This window comes from Streptomyces malaysiensis subsp. malaysiensis, from assembly GCF_040653035.1.
Taxonomy (GTDB): domain Bacteria; phylum Actinomycetota; class Actinomycetes; order Streptomycetales; family Streptomycetaceae; genus Streptomyces; species Streptomyces malaysiensis.
Map to the genome: position 1 here is coordinate 1 of NZ_JBEZNG010000013.1, position 19,326 is coordinate 19,326.

Genomic DNA, 19,326 nt, shown 5'->3' on the forward strand with positions numbered 1-19,326 from the left:
GCGTCGACTTCGCCGGACACTCCGGACACGTCGACACCATCAAAAACCAACTGCACCAAGCACTCGACGGCGTCACCGCCACACCCGGCCACATCGCATGGATGTCCACCGTGGACACCGACTGGGCCGACCCCACCCACATCGACGCCGACTACTGGTACCGCAACCTCCGCGACACCGTCCACTTCGAACAAGGCACCCAAGCCCTCCTCACCCAGGGCTACCGAACCTTCATCGAAATCAGCACCCACCCCGTCCTCACCACCGCCATCCAAGACACCACCGAAACCCACCCCGAGGTACGGGCCACCATCACCGGGACGCTGCGCCGCGACGACGGCGCCGCGGATCGTGTACTCGCGGGGCTCGGGGAGCTGTTCGCCGCCGGGGTGCCGGTGGACTGGGCCGCCCTGTTCGCCGGGGCCGGGGCCCGCCGGGTGCCGCTGCCCACGTATGCCTTCCAGCACCGGCACTACTGGCTGGAGCAGGCCAGGACACCGACGCGGGCCGAGACCACCGACGGCTCCCTCTGGGCCGCCATCGAGGACGGGGACGCGCAGTCCCTCGCGCGGGATTTGGAGGTGGACGCCGCGGCCCTCGGCACGGTGCTGCCCGCGCTGGCCTCCTGGCGCCGCCGCAGCCAGGAGGACTCCCTCACGGACGAGTGGCGCTACCGGGTCGGCTGGACCCGAGTGGCCACCGCCGACCCTCAGCTGTCGGGCCGGTGGCTGGTGCTGGTCCCGTCCGTACGGGCCGACTCGGCGCCGGTCCGTGCGGTGCTGGACGGGCTGGCCGCGCGGGGCGCCGAAGTGGTGGCCGCCGAGGTCTCCGAAACCAGCCGGGAGGCGCTGGGCGACCAGGTCAAGTCGGCGGACGGCGGTGCCGGGGTGGTGTCCCTGCTCTCATGGGACGACCGCGCCGACACCGAACACGGCACCGTGTCCATGGGCACGCTGGCCACGCTGGCGGCGGCGCAGGCGTTGCGGGACCACGGCGTCACCGCTCCGCTGTGGTGCGTCACCCGTGGCGCGGTCGCGGTGGCCGGTGAGACGGCCGACCCGGCGCAGTCGGCGGTGTGGGGATTCGGCGCCGTACTCGGGCTCGACCACCCGGACACCTTCGGTGGCCTGGTCGACCTTCCCGCCGAAGGGGAGGGTGGCGACGCGGAGTTGCCGGACGCGCTGTTCGCGGCGCTGTGCTCCCCGGAGGGGGAGGACCAGCTCGCGGTGCGCGCCGAGGGGCTGTTCGCACGCCGGATGCTGCGCGACCGGGACGGCTCCGGCAGCGCCTGGAAGCCGCGTGGCACCGTGCTGGTCACAGGTGGCACCGGCGGGCTCGGTTCGCATGTGGCGCGCTGGCTCGCCGCGAGCGGGGCGGACCATGTGGTGCTGCTCAGCAGGCAGGGCGGTGAAGCGCCGGGCGCGGCCGAACTGGTGGCGGACCTGGCGGGGGTGGAGGTGACGGTCGCCGCGTGCGATGTGACCGACCGGGACGGCGTGGCCGCGGTGCTGGCGGCGGCGGAGCGGACACATCCGCTGACCGCGGTGGTGCACACCGCGGGTGCCGGGCTGCTGTCGGCTCCGGTCACCGAGCTGACCGCGGAGCGGTTCGCCGCCGTGACGGGGGCGAAGGTGCGTGGCGCGCTGGTACTCGACGAGCTCGTCGGCGACCGTGAGCTGGACGCGTTCGTGCTGTTCTCCTCCGGCGCAGGTGTCTGGGGCAGCGGTGGACAGGCCCCGTACGCGGCGGGCAACGCCTTCCTGGACGGGCTGGCGGCCCGGCGGCGGGCGCGCGGGCTGGCGGCCACGTCGGTGGCGTGGGGCGGCTGGGGCGGCGGTCTCGGCATGATCGACGCCGACGGCGGCGACCAGTGGCGGCGTATCGGCATCCTGCCGATGGACCCGGCGCCCGCGCTGCGCGCGATGGCGCGGGCGGTGGGCGGTGGCCTGCCGAATGTGGTCGTCGCCGACATCGACTGGGCGCGGTTCGTACCGGGATACACGATGGCCCGGGAGCGGCCGCTGCTGCGTCAGTTGCCCGAGGTCGCCGAGATCCTGGCGGCAGACGCGTCGGACGCGGCGGACGCGCCGGGCGAGGGGGCGTCACAACGGGACGTGCTCCTGGGCAGGCTGGCCGAGCTGACCGGCCCCGAGCAGGAGGTGTTCCTGACCGACCTGGTGCGGCGCGAGGCGGCGGCCGTGCTCGGGCATGCCGACGCGGACGCGGTGGAACCGGAGCGGGCGTTCAAGGACACCGGATTCGACTCGCTGACCGCGGTGGAGCTGCGCAACCGGATCAACGCGGCCACCGGGCTCCAGCTCTCCCCCACGGTGGTGTTCGACTATCCGAAGCCGACCACGCTGGCCAGGAAGGTGCGTACGGAGCTGGTCCCCACCGTGGACGCGACGGCGGACGGGGCCGCGGACGGCGTGGCCGCCGACGCGCGGGGCCGCGAACGGGAGATCCGGCGGGTGCTGGCTTCGGTGCCGTTGCGCCGCTTCCACGAGCTGGGGGTGCTGGACGCGCTGATGCGCATCGCGGACTCCGCGGCCAACGACCTGGACGGCCTCGATGACTTGAGCGACCCGGGCACCGCCGTGGCGGCGGAGACCTCCGCCATCGCGGACCTGGATGACGACGAGCTGGTGAGCCGGGCGATGCGCGGCACGACCTTCGGAAACGACTGACGCCGCGGTTGCGGAGAGGAGCACACATGGCTGCGTCCCGGGAAGACCTGGTCAAAGCGTTGCGTACCTCGCTGATGGACGCCGAGCGGCTGAGGCGGGAGAACGACCGGCTGATCGCCGAGTCCACCGAACCGGTGGCGATCGTGGCGATGGCATGCCGGCTGCCGGGCGGGGTGACCGGCCCTGAGTCGCTGTGGGAACTGGTGGACGAGGGGCGGGACGCGATCGGCCCGTTCCCCACGGACCGCGGCTGGGACCTGGACACGCTCTTCGACTCCGATCCGGACGCCGTGGGCAAGTCCTATGTACGCGAGGCGGGATTCCTGGAGGGCGCGGGCGAGTTCGACGCCGCGTTCTTCGGCATCTCACCGCGCGAGGCCCTGTCGCTCGACCCTCAGCAGCGGCTGCTGCTGGAGACCGCGTGGGAGACCTTCGAGCGGGCCGGGATGGATCCGCGGTCGGTGGAGGGCCGGGACATCGCGGTGTTCGCCGGGGGCAGCGGCCAGGGGTACGGCGGCGGTCCGGGCGCGGCGCCCAAGGGCCTGGAGGGCTACCTGGGGGTGGGCGCTTCGGGCAGTGTCATCTCCGGACGCGTGTCCTACACGCTCGGGCTCACCGGGCCCGCCGTGACCGTGGACACCGCCTGCTCCTCCTCCCTCGTGGCCACCCATCTCGCCGTGCAGGCGCTGCGGTCGGGCGAATGCTCCATGGCGCTGGCCGGTGGTGTCGCCGTCATGGGCCAGCCCACCGCCTTCGTGGAGTTCTCCCGCCAGCGCGGCCTGGCGCCCGATGGCCGCTGCAAGTCCTTCGGAGAGGGCGCCGACGGCACCACCTGGTCCGAAGGTGTCGGACTCGTCCTGCTGGAGCGGCTGTCCGACGCCCGCCGCAACGGCCACCAGGTCCTGGCCGTCATCCGTGGCACGGCGGTCAACCAGGACGGCGCCAGCAACGGGCTCACCGCGCCCAACGGCCCCTCCCAGGAGCGGGTGATCCGGCAGGCGCTGTCCAACGCCGGGCTGACGGTGGCCGATGTGGACACCGTCGAAGCACACGGCACCGGCACCGCGCTCGGCGACCCCATCGAGGCCCAGGCCGTACTTGCCACCTACGGCCGGAACCGCCCCGCCGGACAACCTCTCTGGCTCGGCTCCCTCAAGTCCAACATCGGCCACGCACAGGCCGCCGCCGGCATCGCCAGTGTCATCAAGACCGTCATGGCCCTACGCCACGGCCGGCTGCCGAAGACCCTCCACGCCGAACACCCCACCACCAAGGTGAACTGGACCGAGGGCGCGGTGTCCCTGCTCACCGAGGCGCGGCAGTGGCCGGAGACCGAACACCCCCGCCGCGCCGGGATCTCCTCCTTCGGCGTCAGCGGTACGAACGCGCACATCATCGTCGAGCAGGCTCCGGAAGCGAACACCGCCGCCCAGGAATCGCCCACGGGATCGGCCGAGCACGCCGAGCCCGGTCCGGTCGCCACCGGGCCCGTGGTGCCATGGGTGCTCTCCGGTCACACCGAGGCGGCGCTGCGCGCCCAGGCCGCCCGGCTGCTGACCCATGTGCGGGAGGTGGCCACCGACAGCCCGTGGGACGTGGGCTGGTCGCTGGCCACCACCCGGACCCGGCTCGACCACCGCGCGGTCGTGCTGTGTGCCGATGCCGAAGAGGCCGTCGCGGGGCTGGCAGCGGTGGCCTCGGGCGCGTCCGCCCGGTCAGTGGTCACCGGCTCCGTGGCCTCCGGAAAGGTCGCGGTGCTGTTCACCGGCCAGGGCAGCCAGCGAGCCGGAATGGGCCGGGAACTGCACGGCCGCTACCCGGTGTTCGCCCGGTCCTTCGACGACGTATGCGCTCACTTCGGCGATCTGCGCGACGGGGACGAGAAGGTCTCGCTCGCCGAGGTGGTCTTCGCCGACGAGGGCTCGGCCACGGCGGCGCTGCTGGACCGCACCGAGTTCACCCAGCCCGCGCTGTTCGCGCTGGAGGTGGCGCTGTTCCGGCTGGTGGAGTCGTGGGGGGTGCGCCCCGCGTATGTGCTGGGCCACTCGATCGGCGAGGTGGCCGCGGCGCATGTGGCCGGGGTCCTGTCCCTGCCCGACGCCTGCACACTGGTACGGGCGCGTGGGCGGCTGATGCAGCGACTCGACGCGAACGGGGCGATGGTCGCGGTGGAAGCGGCCGAGGACGAGGTCGCGCCGCTGCTCACCGGGCAGGAACACCGCGCCTCCATCGCCGCGATCAACGGCCCGACCTCCGTGGTCGTCTCCGGTGACGAGGACGTGGTCACGGCGGTGGCGGAGACGCTGGCACGGCAGGGCCGCAAGACCAAGCGGCTCGTGGTCTCGCACGCCTTCCACTCCCCCCACATGGACGGAATGCTCGACGCGTTCCGCGAGGTGGCGTCGCGGCTGACCTACTCGCCGCCCCGGGTGCCCGTGGTGTCGAACCTGACCGGCGGGGTCGCGGATCCCGAGGAGCTGTGCTCCCCGGAGTACTGGGTGCGGCATGTGCGTGGCGCGGTGCGGTTCCTCGACGGTGTCCGCACCCTGGCCGACGAGGGCGTGCGCACCCATCTGGAACTCGGCCCGGACGGCGTGCTGACCGCGATGGGCCAGGACTGTCTGCCGGATGCGGGCGCGGAGGCGGATACCGCGTTCGCGGCGTTCGTGCCGTCCCTGCGTCCGGGCGTCCAGGAGGCCCACGCGACGCTGGCCGGGCTCGCGGGTCTGTACGTCCGCGGTGTGCCGGTGGACTGGGACGCGATGTTCGCCGGGTCCGGCGCCCGGCGCGTCGCCCTTCCGACGTACGCCTTCCAGCATGAGCACTACTGGCTGGAGCGGCCCGCCGGCTCCGGCGACGTGGGCGCTGTGGGGCTCGGCGCGGCGGGCCATCCACTGCTGGGCGCGGTGGTGCAGCTGCCGGAGACGGGCGGTGTGCAGCTCAGCGGGCGGCTGTCGGTGCGGGCCCAGCCCTGGCTGGGCGAACACATCATCTCCGGCGCTGTACTGGTGCCCGGCACGGCCATGGTGGAGCTGGCGGTCCGCGCCGGGGACGAGACCGGCACCCCGGTGCTGGAGGAGCTGGTGATCGGTCAGCCGATGCTCCTGCCCGGCGACACCGCGCTGAGCGTGCAGGTCGTGGTGGGCTCGGACGAGGGCGGGCGGCGCACGGTGCGGATCTACTCCCGCGCCGACGGGGCCACGGACTGGACCGAGCACGCCACCGGCACGCTCGTGGCGCAGGGCCCGGCACCGCTGGACGGGGCCACCGGCGAGTGGCCGCCCGCGGAGGCCGAGCCGATCCCGGTGGAGGACTTCTACCGTTCGCTCGTGGACGCCGGCTATGCGTACGGACCGGCGTTCCGCGGGCTCGCCGCCGCGTGGCGCCTGGACGGTGAGGTCTTCGGCGAGGTGGCGCTGCCGGAGGCGTACGCCGAGGAGGCCGAACGGTTCGGCATCCACCCGGCGTTGCTGGACGCCGCGCTGCACGCGGGCAACTTCTGCCTGCCCTCCGACCCGGCGCGACAGGTGACCCTGCTGCCGTTCGCCTGGAACAACGTACGTCTGTACGCGGGCGGCGCGTCCGCGGTCCGGGTGCAGGTCCGCCCGGCCGGTGACGATGCCTTCTCGGTACGTCTGACCGATGGCTCGGGCCGGACGGTGGCCTCCGTGGAGGCGCTGACCCTGCGCGCGGTGGACCCGGCCCAGCTGGAGACGAGCACGGCCGACGACGCGCTGTGGACGGTCCGGTGGAGCGAACACCCCCTGCCGGACGGCACGGTCTCCTGGGCCCCGCTCGGCGAGGCGGCGGCAGGGGGCGATACGGCCACCGAAGGCACCCTCCCCGACGTCCTCGTGGCCGACACCCGCACATGGGCCGAAGACCTCACCGAGCCGCTGCCCGCGCGGGCCCGGGAGCTGACCGGCCGCCTGCTGGAGGAGATCCAGCGGTGGGTCACCGACGATGCCATGGCCGGGACGCGGCTGGCCGTGGTCACCCGCGGCGCGGTCGCCGTGCACGGCGACGCCGAGGTCACCGACCCGGCCGCCGCCGCGGTCTGGGGTCTGGTCCGCTCGGCCCAGGCCGAACACCCGGGGCGGCTGGCCCTGGTGGACGCCGACGGCGCGTGCGAGGAGTTGCCCGCGGGTGTGTGGTCCGGGGACGAGCCCCAACTGGCGGTGCGCGGTGGCACCGTATGGGTGCCACGCCTGGCCCGGGTCGAGCCGGGCCTGCGCGTGCCCGAGCAGCGGTCGTGGCATCTGGACTCGGCCGAATACGGCACGCTGGACAATCTGGCGCTGTTGCCCGACGAGGCCCGGACCGCACCGCTGGAGGCCGGTCAGGTGCGGATCGAGGTCCGCGCCGCCGGGCTCAACTTCCGCGATGTCCTGGTGGCCCTCGGCATGTATCCGGGCCGGTCGGTGATCGGCACGGAGGGCGCCGGTGTGGTGACCGAGGTCGGCCCGGACGTGGCCGACCTGGCCGTGGGCGACCGGGTGATGGGCCTGTTCTCCGGCTCGTTCGGCCCGCTGGCCACCGCCGACGCGCGCACGGTGATCCGGATGCCGGAGGGCTGGTCGTTCGGCACGGCGGCCGGGGTGCCGGTGGCGTATCTGACGGCGCTGTACGCGTTGCAGGACCTCGGGAAGGTGCGGCCGGGCGAGACGGTGCTGGTGCACGCCGCGGCGGGCGGTGTGGGCATGGCCGCCGTCCAGCTCGCACAGCACCTCGGCGCCACCGTCCTGGGCACCGCCCACCCCTCCAAACACCACGCCCTCCACCGGCTCGGCGTGCCCGCCGAACGGCTCGCCTCCAGCCGCGACCTCGGCTACGCCGGCACCTTCCCCACCGCCGACGTCGTCCTCAACTCCCTCACCGGCGAACACATCGACGCCTCCCTCGGCCTCCTCGGCCCCGGCGGCCGGTTCCTGGAGATGGGAAAGACCGACCTGCGGGAGCCCGGCGAGGTCGGGGCGCGCCATCCCGAGGTCACCTACCGGGCGTTCGACCTCGGCGGTGAGGCCCCCGCGGACCGGGTGCGGGAGTTGCTGCGCCAGCTGGTGGAACTGTTCGAGGCGGGCCGGATCGAGCCGCTGCCGGTACGGCACTGGGACATCACCCGAGCCCCGGAGGCGTTCCGCTGGATGAGCCAGGGCCGTCACACCGGCAAGATCGTGCTCACCATCCCCCGCACCCTCGACCCCGACGGCACCGTCCTGATCACCGGCGGCACCGGCACCCTCGGCGCCACCATCGCCCGCCACCTCATCACCCACCACGGCGCACGCCACCTCCTCCTCATCAGCCGCCAGGGCCCTGACGCCCCCGGCGCGACCGAACTTGCCACAGAACTCACCGAACTCGGCGCACACATCCACATCACCGCCTGCGACACCGCCGACCGCCACCACCTCACCACCACCCTCGCCAACATCCCGCCCGACCATCCACTGACAGCCGTCATCCACACCGCCGGAACCCTCGACGACGGCACCCTGACCGCCCTCACCCCCCAACGACTCGACACCGTCTTCCGCCCCAAAGTCGACGCGGTCACCCACCTCCACGACCTCACCCGCGATCAGGACTTGGCGGCGTTCGTGGTGTACTCGTCGGCCGCCGGAGTGCTCGGCGGGCCCGGCCAGGGCAACTACTCGGCCGCCAACGCCTATCTGGACGGCCTCGCGCAGTGGCGGCGTGCGCGTGGACTTCCCGCCACCTCGCTGGCGTGGGGCATGTGGGCAAAGACCAGCGGTATGACGGCCGGGCTGGGCTCCGGCGATCTGCACCGGGTGCGCCGCGGTGGCATCGTCGGGCTGTCCACGGCGGAGGCGCTGGACCTGTTCGACCGGTCGGTGGCGTCGGGGCTGTCGCTGCTGATGCCATTGCGGTTCGACTTCGCAGCCCTCGGCGCGGAGGCCACGGAGCCACCGCCGCTGCTGCGCGGTCTGGTCCGGCCCGCCCGGCGTACGGCCCGGCCGGTGCCGAAGGCCGCTGAGGGCGGGCTCGTACAGCGACTGGCCGGGTTGCCCACGGCCGAACAGCAGCGGCTGCTCGTCGAGTTGACCCGCGAAGAGACCGCTTCGGTGCTCGGGTTCCCCACCGTCGACCCCATAGGTCCGGAACAGGCGTTCCGGGACCTGGGAATCGACTCGCTGACCGCGGTGGAGCTCCGCAACCGCCTCAACACGGCCACCGGGCTACGGCTGCCCGCGACGCTGGTCTTCGACCACCCGACGCCTCAGGCCACCGCCGAGTTCCTGCGCGACCAGCTGGGCGGGCGGACCGTGGAGGCCGCACCCCGGCCGACCCACCGCCGCCGGTCCGCTCCGGACGGAGCCGAGGATCCGGTCGTCGTGGTGGGCATGGGCTGCCGACTGCCCGGTGACGTCCGCACCCCCGAGGACCTGTGGCGGCTGGTGGTCACCGGAACCGACGCGATCGGCCCGTTCCCACAGGACCGGGGGTGGGACCTGGCCGGGCTGTTCGACCCCGACCCGGACGCCGTGGGCAAGTCCTACGTACGCGAGGGCGGATTCCTCACCGACGCGGGTGGATTCGACGCCGCCTTCTTCGGCATCTCCCCGCGCGAGGCCCTGTCGATGGACCCGCAGCAGCGCGTACTGCTGGAGACCGCCTGGGAGACCTTGGAAGGCTCCGGCATCGTTCCCACATCACTGCGCGGCCAGGAGGTCGGCGTCTTCGTCGGCGCCAGCGGCCAGGGGTACGGCACCGGCCCCGGCGCGGCGCCGGAAGGCTTGGAGGGCTACCTCGGGGTGGGCGGCGCGACGAGCGTGGCGTCGGGCCGGGTGTCGTACACCTTCGGCCTGACCGGTCCCGCGGTGACGGTGGACACGGCGTGCTCCTCCTCGCTGGTGGCCATCCACCTCGCCGTACAAGCCCTGCGCTCCGGCGAGTGCACGATGGCACTCGCCGGGGGCGTCGCCGTCATGGGCCAGCCCGGCGCCTTCGTGGAGTTCTCCCGCCAGCGCGGTCTGGCGTCCGACGGCCGCTGCAAGTCCTTCGGCGAGGGCGCCGACGGCACCAACTGGTCCGAGGGCGTAGGGCTCTTGCTGCTGGAACGGCTGTCCGACGCCCGCCGCGACGGGCACGAGGTACTGGCCGTGATCCGTGGCACGGCGGTCAACCAGGACGGCGCCAGCAACGGCCTCACCGCGCCCAACGGCCCCTCCCAGCAACGGGTGATCCGACAAGCCCTGGCGAACGCCGGGCTGACAGCGGCCGATGTGGACGCCGTCGAGGCCCATGGCACCGGCACCGCCCTCGGCGACCCCATCGAGGCCCAGGCACTCCTGGCCACCTACGGCCAGGAGCGACAGGGTGACGAGCCGCTGTGGCTCGGATCGCTGAAGTCCAACATCGGCCACACCCAAGCGGCCGCGGGCGTGTCCAGCGTCATCAAGATGGTGCTGGCGCTGCGGCACGGCACGCTTCCGCGCTCCCTGCACGCCGAGGAACCCACCGCCCAGGTGGACTGGACGTCGGGCGCGGTGTCCCTGCTCACCGAGGCGCGCCCCTGGCCGGTGAACGGACACCCCCGCCGCGCCGGGATCTCCTCCTTCGGCGTCAGTGGGACGAACGCACACGTGGTCCTGGAACAGGCACCGAACCCCGAGCCCGCACCGAAGGTGGACGACGGTACGGAGATCCCCGGTCTGGTCGCCACCGGCGGAATCGCCCCTTGGGTGCTGTCGGCCAAGACCGCCACGGCCCTGCGAGCTCAGGCCCAATGCCTCCTGGACCACCTGGCATCCGGCGCCGACGCGCACCCCGTGGACATCGGCTGGTCCCTGGCCACCACCCGCACCCTCCACGACCACCGCGCCGTCATACTCGCCGACACCACCACCGAGAGCACTGAGACCACGGCCGCCCTCACCGCCCTCGCGAGCGGACAGCCGCACCCCCGCCTCACCACCGGCCACGCCACCACCCACGGCAAAACCGCCTTCGTCTTCCCCGGCCAAGGCGCCCAATGGGTCGGAATGGGAGCCCAACTGCTCACCACTTCCCCCGTCTTCGCCGAACGCCTCCACGAATGCGCCGCGGCCCTGGCCCCGTACACCGACTGGTCGCTCATCGACGTCATCACCGGCGCACCCGACGCACCCTCGCTCGACCGCGTCGATGTCGTACAACCCGCCACCTTCGCCATCGTCGTCTCCCTCGCCGCACTCTGGCAGTCCTGCGGCATCCACCCCGACGCCGTCATCGGCCACTCCCAAGGCGAAATCGCCGCCGCCTGCGTCGCCGGACACCTCACCCTCCCCACCGCCGCCAAAATCATCACCCTCCGCAGCCAGACCATCGCCCACCACCTCGCCGGACACGGCGGCATGATGTCGCTCGCCGCCCCCGCCGACACCATCGACCTCACCAACTGGCACGGCAAACTCTGGATCGCCGCACACAACGGCCCCAACGCCACCGTCATCGCAGGCGACACCGACGCCCTCCACGAACTCCACACCCACTACACCGACCAAGGCATCCGAGCCCGCATCATCCCCGTCGACTACGCCTCCCACACCGGACACGTCGACACCATCGAGGACGAACTCCACCAGGCTCTGGCCGACACCACCACCGAGCCCGGCACCATCCCCTGGCTCTCCACCGTCACCGGCCAGTGGACCGAACCCCACACCGCCGACGGCGACTACTGGTACCGCAACCTCCGCCAGACCGTGCGGTTCGACGCCACCGTCCGCACCCTCGCCGACGACGGCTACCGCACCTTCATCGAAATCAGCCCCCACCCCGTCCTCACCACCGCCATCCAAGAAACCCTCGAAGCAAACCAGACCCCCCACACCACCGTCACCGGCACCCTCCGCCGCGACGACGACACCCCCACCCGATTCCTCACCCACCTCGCAGAACTGTCCACCAGGGGAACACCAATGGACTGGCCCACCGCGTACACCGGATCACAACCCTCCCAAATCCCGCTGCCCACCTACCCCTTCCAACACGAGACGTTCTGGCTGGACCGTGGCGGTCCGGGCGATGTCCGTGCCGTGGGTCTCGAGGACACCGGCCATCCGCTGGTCGGGGCCGTGGTGAGCGTGCCCGACACCGGAGGTGTGCTGCTCACCGGGCGTCTCTCCCTGCCCACCCACCCCTGGCTGGCCGACCACGCGGTCTCCGGCACCGTGCTGCTCCCGGGTACGGCGATGGTCGAGCTGGCGGTGCGTGCCGGGGACGAGGCGGACACCCCCGTACTGGAGGAGCTGGTCATCAGCCGGCCGATGACGGTGCCGGACGAGGGCACCCTGCATGTCCAGGTGCTCGTCGGCGGCGAGGAGCGCGGGCGCCGCAAGGTGGGGGTCTACTCCCGCCCCGAGGGCATACGGGAGTGGACCGAGCACGCCACCGGCACGCTGACCACGGGGGCCGCCGTCCCGCCGGAAGAGGCCGAGGCCGCGCTGCCGTGGCCGCCCGAGGGTGCGGAGCCCGTGGCCCTGGAGGGGTTCTACGAGCACCTGGCCGAAGTCGGGTACGAGTACGGCCCGGCGTTCCGTGGTCTGAGGGCGGTGTGGAAGCGGGACGACGAGGTGTTCGCCGAGGTGTCGGTGCCGGAGGAGCAGACCGGGGTCGCCGGGCGGTTCGGCATCCATCCGGCGCTGCTGGACGCCACTCTGCACGCCGGGAACTTCTGCTTCCAGTCCGCTGGTGAACGGCCCACGATGCTGCCGTTCGCGTGGACCGACGTACGGCTCCACGCCGTGGGCGCCACCGCCGTGCGGGTGCGCGCGACGGTGTCCGGCGGGGACGGGTTGTGCGTGCGGATCACCGATCCGCGGGGTGTGCCGGTCGCCACGATCGGCTCCCTCCAGCTCCGGGAGACCACACCCGACCAGTTGCGCGCGCTGGCCGCCGCGTCGGGCGGCAATGCCCTGTGGGCGGTCGAATGGGCCGAATGCGGCCTCGGCGCCACCGAAGCGCGCTGGGCCACGGTCGGGGAGAGCGGGCTCCCGGACGCCCCGTCGAGCTATGCCGATGTCCCGGAGGTCGCGGGGGCCGGGGAGCGGCCCGAGGTGCTCGTCGCCGACGTGTCCGCGTGGGTCCCCGAACGGACCGGGCCCATCGACCGTACGCACGTGCTCTGCGCCCGGGTGCTGGATCTGCTGCGGGAGTGGGTGGACCGGCCCGAACTGGCGGACACCCGCCTGGTCGTCCTGACCCGCGGCGCCATGGCCGTCCACGACACCGCCGAGGTCACCGACCCGGCCGCGGCCGCGGTCTGGGGTCTGGTCCGCTCCGCCCAGTCCGAGCACCCCGGCCGGGTCCGGCTCATCGACGTCGACGGCCATTCCCACCAGACCCTGCCCACAGCGCTCACCACGGCCGAAGCCCAACTCGCCCTTCGCGACGCCACCGCCTACACGCCCCATCTGACCGCCGCGCCCACCGGCACATCGCCCCAGCCCCTCGCCCTGGCCCCGGAAGGGACCGTTCTCATCACCGGTGGCACCGGCACCCTCGGCGCCCTCACCGCCCGCCACCTCATCACCCAGCACGGCGCGCGCGACCTCCTCCTGGTCAGCCGCCAGGGGCCCGATGCCCCCGGCGCGGCCCGGCTCGGCGAGGAGCTGACGCGGCTCGGCGCCCGTATCCACATCGCCGCCTGCGACACCGCCGACCGCCACCAACTCGCCGCCGTCCTTGACGGCATCCCCGCCGACCATCCGCTGACCGCCGTGGTCCACACCGCGGGGACCCTGGACGACGCCCTGCTCACCGATCTCACCCCGCGGCGCCTCGACACCGTTCTGCGCCCCAAGGTCGACGCCCTCACCCATCTCCACGACCTCACCCGCGACCTCGACCTCGCGGCGTTCGTCGTCTTCTCCTCCGCCACCGGCGTCCTCGGCACCCCCGGCCAGGCCAACTACGCCGCCGCCAACACCTACGCCGACGCGCTCGCCCAGCAGCGCCACGCCGCCGGGCTCCCCGCCACCTCACTCGCCTGGGGCCTGTGGGGGACCACCAGCGCCCTCACGGCCGGTATGACCACCGCCCAGCAGCAACGGACCCGGCACAGCGGTGTCATCCCCCTGACCGACGCCGGCGGTATGCGCCTCCTGGACACCGCGCTCACCACCCCGCACCCCCATCTCGTCCCCCTCGAGCTGGACCTCGCGGCCCTCCGGAACAACACCGACCCCCACACACTCCCGCCCCTCCTGCGCGGCCTCGTACGCGGCCACCACCGCCCCACCGCCCACGCCTCGGCCCGGCCCGACGCCGCCCCGTCCCTCGCCCAAGAGCTGGCCGCGCTCGACCCGGCCCAGCGGCACCAGCGCCTGACCGAACTGGTCCGCGCCGAGGCCGCGGCCGTCCTCGGACACCCCACCCCGGACGCGGTGGGCCCGGACGACCCGCTGTTCGAGATCGGGTTCGACTCGCTGACCGCGGTGGAACTGCGCAACCGTCTCAACGCGGCCACGGGCCTCCAGCTCGCGGCGGCGATGCTGTTCGACTACCCCACCCCGTCGATGGCCGCCGAGCACCTCCAGGAGCAGCTCGCGCTGGATGCCACGAACGCACCCGGGGCGGCCCGAGAAGCGGCGGAAGACGACGACCAGAGCACGGAGAGGTGAGACGAGCATGTTCGACGTGGCGAAGTACCTGCGGCGCATCGGGGTGGAGTCCATACCCGCACCAACTCTGGACACCCTCCGGCACCTGCACAAACGGCATCTCATGGCGGTCCCGTACGACAACTCGACGGCCCCCGACCGGCTCCCGGCCTCACGGCATCTGACGAACGTCCCGCTGGACCTGGTGTTCGAGCATGTGGTGACCGAGGGCCATGGCGGAGTGTGCTACGAGCTCAACCGGCTGTTCCACACGCTGCTGGCCGAACTCGGCTACGACGTGCGCATGGTGGCGGCGGCGGTACGGCAGGCGAACGGGGCCTTCGGCCCGGAACGCGAGCACACCTTCGACCTGGTCCGCCTCGACGGACGGACCCACCTGGTGGACGTCGGTTTCCCCGGGCCGTCCTATTCGGAGCCGCTGCGCCTGTCCGAGGAGGAACAGCACCAGTACGGCTGTGCCTACCGCGTGACCGAACACGACGGCTACCGGGTGGTGGAACGGCGGCCCAAGGAGAGCGACTGGCAGCCGGTGTACCGGTTCCGGCCGGAGCTGGCCGACCCGTCCGGCTGGGACGCGGTGCGGCTGGACAGCCTGGACGACTACGCACAGGACTCGGTGCTCGCCGGGACCACCTTCCGCAGCCGGGCCACGGACAACGGAAAGATCGTGCTGATCGGCAGGCGCTGCTTCACCGTCGAGGACGGGGTGGAGCACACCAAGGTGCTGGTGAAGGCGGACGAGTTCCAGGACACGGTCGATCTGATCCTGGCGGGCGAATGAGCGGGAAGGAGGCGGCGGTGGACGTCGCGCGGGACACGGACAACGGCGGGCCCAAGACCGATGTGCTGATCGTCGGGTACGGACCGGTGGGGCAGCTGCTGTCGGTGCTGCTGGCCCAGCGCGGCCGCCGGGTGACGGTGGTGGAGCGCTGGCCGGAGCCGTACCGGCACCCCCGGGCGGTCGGGTTCGACAGTGAGGCCGCGCGCATCCTGGCCTCGGCCGGGATCGGCGACTCGCTCGAGAAGTTCACCGAGCCCGCGCGGGACCACGCCTGGCAGAACACCAAGGGCGAGACGCTGATCGACCACGAGGTCGCCGACCGGGGGCACTGCACCTGGCCGGAGGCGCTGTCGGCCTATCAGCCGGCCCTGGAGTCCGCGCTGATCGAACACGGGGCGACGCTGCCGCGGCTGCGGGTGCTGCGCGGCTACGAGGCGGCGGGACTCGCGGACGACGGTGACCGGGTGACCTTGACCGTGGTCGGTCCGGACGGCGAGAGGACCGACCTCACCGCTTCGTGGGTGGTCGGCTGCGACGGCGCCAACAGCCTGGTGCGGGCGAGTGTCGGCACCACGGTGACGGACCTCGACTTCTCCTACGACTGGCTGATCTGCGATGTGCGGCTGCATGAGCACCGCGAGTTCCGGCCGAACAACCTGGAGATCTGCGATCCGGCCCGCCCGCGGACCGCGGTGTCCGCGGGGCCCGGACACCGGCGGTACGAGTTCATGCGGGTGCCCGCGGACGACCCCGCGCACTTCGGCACCGTGGAGAGCGCGTGGGAGCTGCTGCGGCTGTTCGACGTGACGCCCGACAACGGCGTCCTGGACCGGCATGCGGTCTACACCTTCCAGGCCCGCTGGGCGGAGCACTGGCGGGCCGGACGGCTGCTGCTGGCCGGGGACTCGGCGCACCTCATGCCGCCGTTCGCGGGGCAGGGCATGTGCTCCGGATTCCGTGACGCGGCGAATCTGGCCTGGAAGCTGGACCTGGTGCTGAGCGGGCACGCGGCACCGGCGCTGCTGGACACCTACACCAGCGAGCGGCGCGCTCATGTGCGGCACGCGGTGGAGATGTCCGTGGGCCTGGGCCGGGTGGTGTGCATGGCGGACCCGGCCGCGGCGGCGGACCGGGACGCGGCGATGCTGGCCGCGCGGAAGCGGAACATCGGGCCGAGCGCCGCGCGCCGCTCGGTGGTGCGCCCGCTCGTGGACGGGTTGCTGCGGCGGGACGGGCAGGGCCGGCCGGCGCCGTACGCCGGACAGGCGGCCCCGCAGTGGCGGGTGGGCCGCGCGGGCGGCACCGGGCTGTTCGACGATGTGGTGGGCACCGGTTTCGTCCTGCTGTACGGCGAGGACGTGGTCCCGGCGCTGGACGCGCGGCAGCTGACGTTCCTCGACAACATCGGGGCCCGGCTGGTGCGTGTGGTGCCCGCGGACACGCCCGCGGCCGACCTGGAACCAGGGGACGCGCGGGATGTGGAGGGCCGGTATCTGCCGTATCTGTCGGAGATGGGCGCGCTGGCGGTGCTGGTACGCCCGGACTTCTACGTGTTCGGCATCGCCGGGGACAAGGCCGAACTGCCCTCGCTGGTGGACGACTTGGCGGAACAACTCACCCCGACCGCCACCCCGTCCTGAGGCACTCCCCCACCCGAACACGAACTGGTCCCCTTCCCCGAGTGCCGTGGGGGAAGGGGACCAGTTGGTGCGCCCCTGTCGATGTGCGGCTCCGCCGCGTGGGCGCGACCGGCCACGACGGCGCCGCGGCCGATCGACGGCGGACGGAAGACGGCCGACGGAAGACGGCGCCCCAGCGGAGCGATCACGTATCGGAGGTCACGCTCTCCCCGGTACGCGCCGCGAGACGCCGCTCATCGCCCGCCTTGACCAGGGCGTATCTGATCGCCAGCGCCGCCGCGTTGACCGCGTGCAGCGCCTCCTGGGCGCCGGTGTCCGCCCGCTCCTGCCCGGTGGCGGCGGCCGAGGTGCACTGTGCGGCCTCCAGACAGGCGACGCACGCCTCCACGAGGGCGTCCGGCCGCCCGCCACCGGCCCGGCTCAGCTTCGCCAGCAGCCGGGTGATCTCCCGGTGCACTTCGGTGATCGGGTCCGCCACCATCGGGTCAGCGCCCCCGCGCGCCGTCGTCCGCGGGCCCCTGGGCCGGCGGCTGGAGCTCCCCGGCCGGGACGAGGGTGAGGAACCGCTGCTCCCACAGGGCGAACACCTCGGCGGCCAGCGCCTCCGACAGCCCGCCCACGGCCTTGGCCAGATCCCCGAGGGTGGTGGTGCCGTCCACCGCGCCGAGCAGTTCGTACAGCTCGGGCGACACCTTCGCGGACGGGCCGCCGTCGTAGTCGAGGTGGATCTCGTGGACCTTCGTGCCCGCCGAGGCGTCGGGACCGCTGGTCCTGTGCTCGACCAGCCGGGTGACCGGGCGGAACCGCGGCACCAGAACGCCCAGGTCGGGCGAGGGCTTGGCACGCACCAGGCAGTCCTCCACCACCAGGGCGTCCAGGTCGGTGGTCAGGAAGCTGGTCACCACGTCGTCGAGGCTCTGCACGATGGGTTCGGCGTTGTTGTTGAAGGAGGTGTTGAGCAGCACGGGGGTGCCGGTCAGTTCGCCGAACCGCCGTACCAGCCGGTGGAAGCGCTCGCCCGAGGCGGCCGAGACGACCTGCACCCGGGCGGTGCCGTCCACGTGGGTGACCGCGCCGAGTTCGGTACGCCGCTCCGGCAGCACCGGCACCACGAAGGACATGAACTCGTGGTTGCCCTCCGCGCCGGAGAGGTCGAAGTAATCGCGGGCGGCTTCGGCGGTGACCACCGGGGCGAACGGCCGGAAGCCCTCGCGCTTCTTCACCATCGCGTTGATACGGGTCCGGTTCTCCTCGGGGCGTGCGTCCGCGACGATGCTGCGGTGGCCCAGGGCGCGGGGGCCGAACTCGGACCGGCCGTAGGCCCAGCCGAGCACCTCGCCCTCGGCGAGCAGTCCGGCCGCCCTCTCCACGGCGTCTCCGGGGAACTCCACATCGATCAGCGGCGCCCAGTCGGCCAGCCGTGCCCTGATCCGCTCCCGGGTGCCCAGCGCCGGGCCGAGACTCGCGCTGAGCAGCCGCTTCCGGGGCCGTTGGAGAGTGCCCAGGCTCGCCGCGGCGGCGTAGGCGGCGCCCTCGCCCGCGCCCGCGTCGTGCGAGGCGGGGTGGATGAACACCTCGTCGAAGAGGCCGGACTTGAGGATCAGGCCGTTGAGGCTGGAGTTGTGGGCGACGCCGCCGCCGAAGCAGAGGCGGGACAGCCCGCTGGTCTTCGCCCAGTGCTGGAGGATGTGCAGCACGATCTTCTCGACCGCCTCCTGGAGCGCGGCGGCGAAGTCGCGGTGTGCTTGGGTGAACGGCTGGCTCTTGCGGCGCGGCCGGAAGCCCTCGGCGTAGAACAGCGGGCTGACCAGGTTCGGCACCATGATGTTGCCGTGCAGTTCGTACTCGCCGTTGTCCTGGAGGGTGTAGAGCTTGGAGAAGGTGTCGCGGTAGGTCGCGGGGTCGCCCCAGGGGGCCAGGCCCATCACCTTGTACTCGTCGCCGAAGCCGTAGCCGAGCAGATAGGTGGCGTTCAGATAGAGCCCACCCAGTGACTTGGGCACCGGGTAGTCGGCCAGCCTCTCCAGGTGGGTGCCCTCGGCGCGGTAGACGGTGCCGGAGTGCAGTTCGCCCCGGCCGTCCAGCACCAGGACCAGCGCCGAGTCCATGCCGGAGTGCAGATATGTGGAGTAGGCGTGTGCCTCGTGGTGCGGCACATAGACGAGCTTGTCCTCCGGCAGGTCCCAGTCCAGACCCTCCTTCAGCCGCTCCCGGATCAGCTCCCGGGAGTAGCGCAGGGGCACCCGCGGATATTCGGTGTAGAGGTGGTTGAGGACGGTGTCGATGTGGTTCTCGGGAAAGTAGTAGCCCACCGCGTCGACGTCCTCGGGCCGCGCGCCGGCCAGGGCCAGGCACTCACGGACCGCGTTGATGGGGAATTTGGTGGTCTTCTTGATCCGGTTGAGCCGCTCCTCCTCCACTGCGGCCACGAGTTCGCCGTCGCGGATCAGGGAGGCCGCCGAGTCGTGGAAGAAGACCTCGCTCAGCCGCGGCACCACATCGGTGTCCGCGGCGGAGAAGTTGCCGTTGAGCCCGAGCACAAGCACAGTGATCACCCAAACCAGTCGGAGGCGAACGCGAGGATGCGGGGC

Annotated in this window: 6 protein-coding genes; 4 read left to right on the forward strand and 2 right to left on the reverse strand. The window is 72.7% G+C overall.

The features are described from left to right. From AB0E24_RS24770 to mhpA, 4 genes are all read left to right on the forward strand, one after another. On the forward strand, positions 1-2,687 hold a 2,687-nt coding region (locus AB0E24_RS24770), incomplete at its 5' end, for an SDR family NAD(P)-dependent oxidoreductase (protein WP_359379993.1). A 26-nt stretch (positions 2,688-2,713) separates the two neighbouring features. Continuing rightward, on the forward strand, positions 2,714-14,314 hold the full coding sequence (locus AB0E24_RS24775; RefSeq protein ID WP_359379995.1) for an SDR family NAD(P)-dependent oxidoreductase: 11,601 nt from the start codon (positions 2,714-2,716) through the stop codon (positions 14,312-14,314). A gap of 7 nt (positions 14,315-14,321) precedes the next feature. After that, the gene (locus AB0E24_RS24780; RefSeq protein WP_359379998.1) at positions 14,322-15,095 is read left to right on the forward strand and encodes an arylamine N-acetyltransferase family protein; all 774 of its coding nucleotides are present in this window, start codon (positions 14,322-14,324) and stop codon (positions 15,093-15,095) included. Next, positions 15,092-16,735 carry a bifunctional 3-(3-hydroxy-phenyl)propionate/3-hydroxycinnamic acid hydroxylase MhpA gene (gene mhpA / locus AB0E24_RS24785; protein ID WP_359380001.1) on the forward strand — a complete coding sequence of 548 codons (1,644 nt, stop codon included), beginning with the start codon at positions 15,092-15,094 and terminating at the stop codon, positions 16,733-16,735. The genes AB0E24_RS24780 and mhpA overlap by 4 nt, the downstream gene beginning before the upstream one ends. Positions 16,736-16,919: 184 nt before the next feature. Here mhpA and AB0E24_RS24790 read toward each other — a convergent pair whose 3' ends face one another. Together AB0E24_RS24790 and AB0E24_RS24795 are read right to left on the reverse strand one after the other, a co-directional pair. Continuing rightward, a complete protein-coding gene (locus tag AB0E24_RS24790; protein ID WP_079256635.1) occupies positions 16,920-17,216 on the reverse strand; it encodes an O-linked N-acetylglucosamine transferase in 297 nt (98 codons plus the stop codon). Between the two features lie 4 nt (positions 17,217-17,220). Next, positions 17,221-19,290, reverse strand: a complete 2,070-nt coding sequence (locus tag AB0E24_RS24795; RefSeq protein ID WP_359380006.1) for a carbamoyltransferase family protein — start codon at positions 19,288-19,290, stop codon at positions 17,221-17,223. Positions 19,291-19,326: the final 36 nt, after the last annotated feature.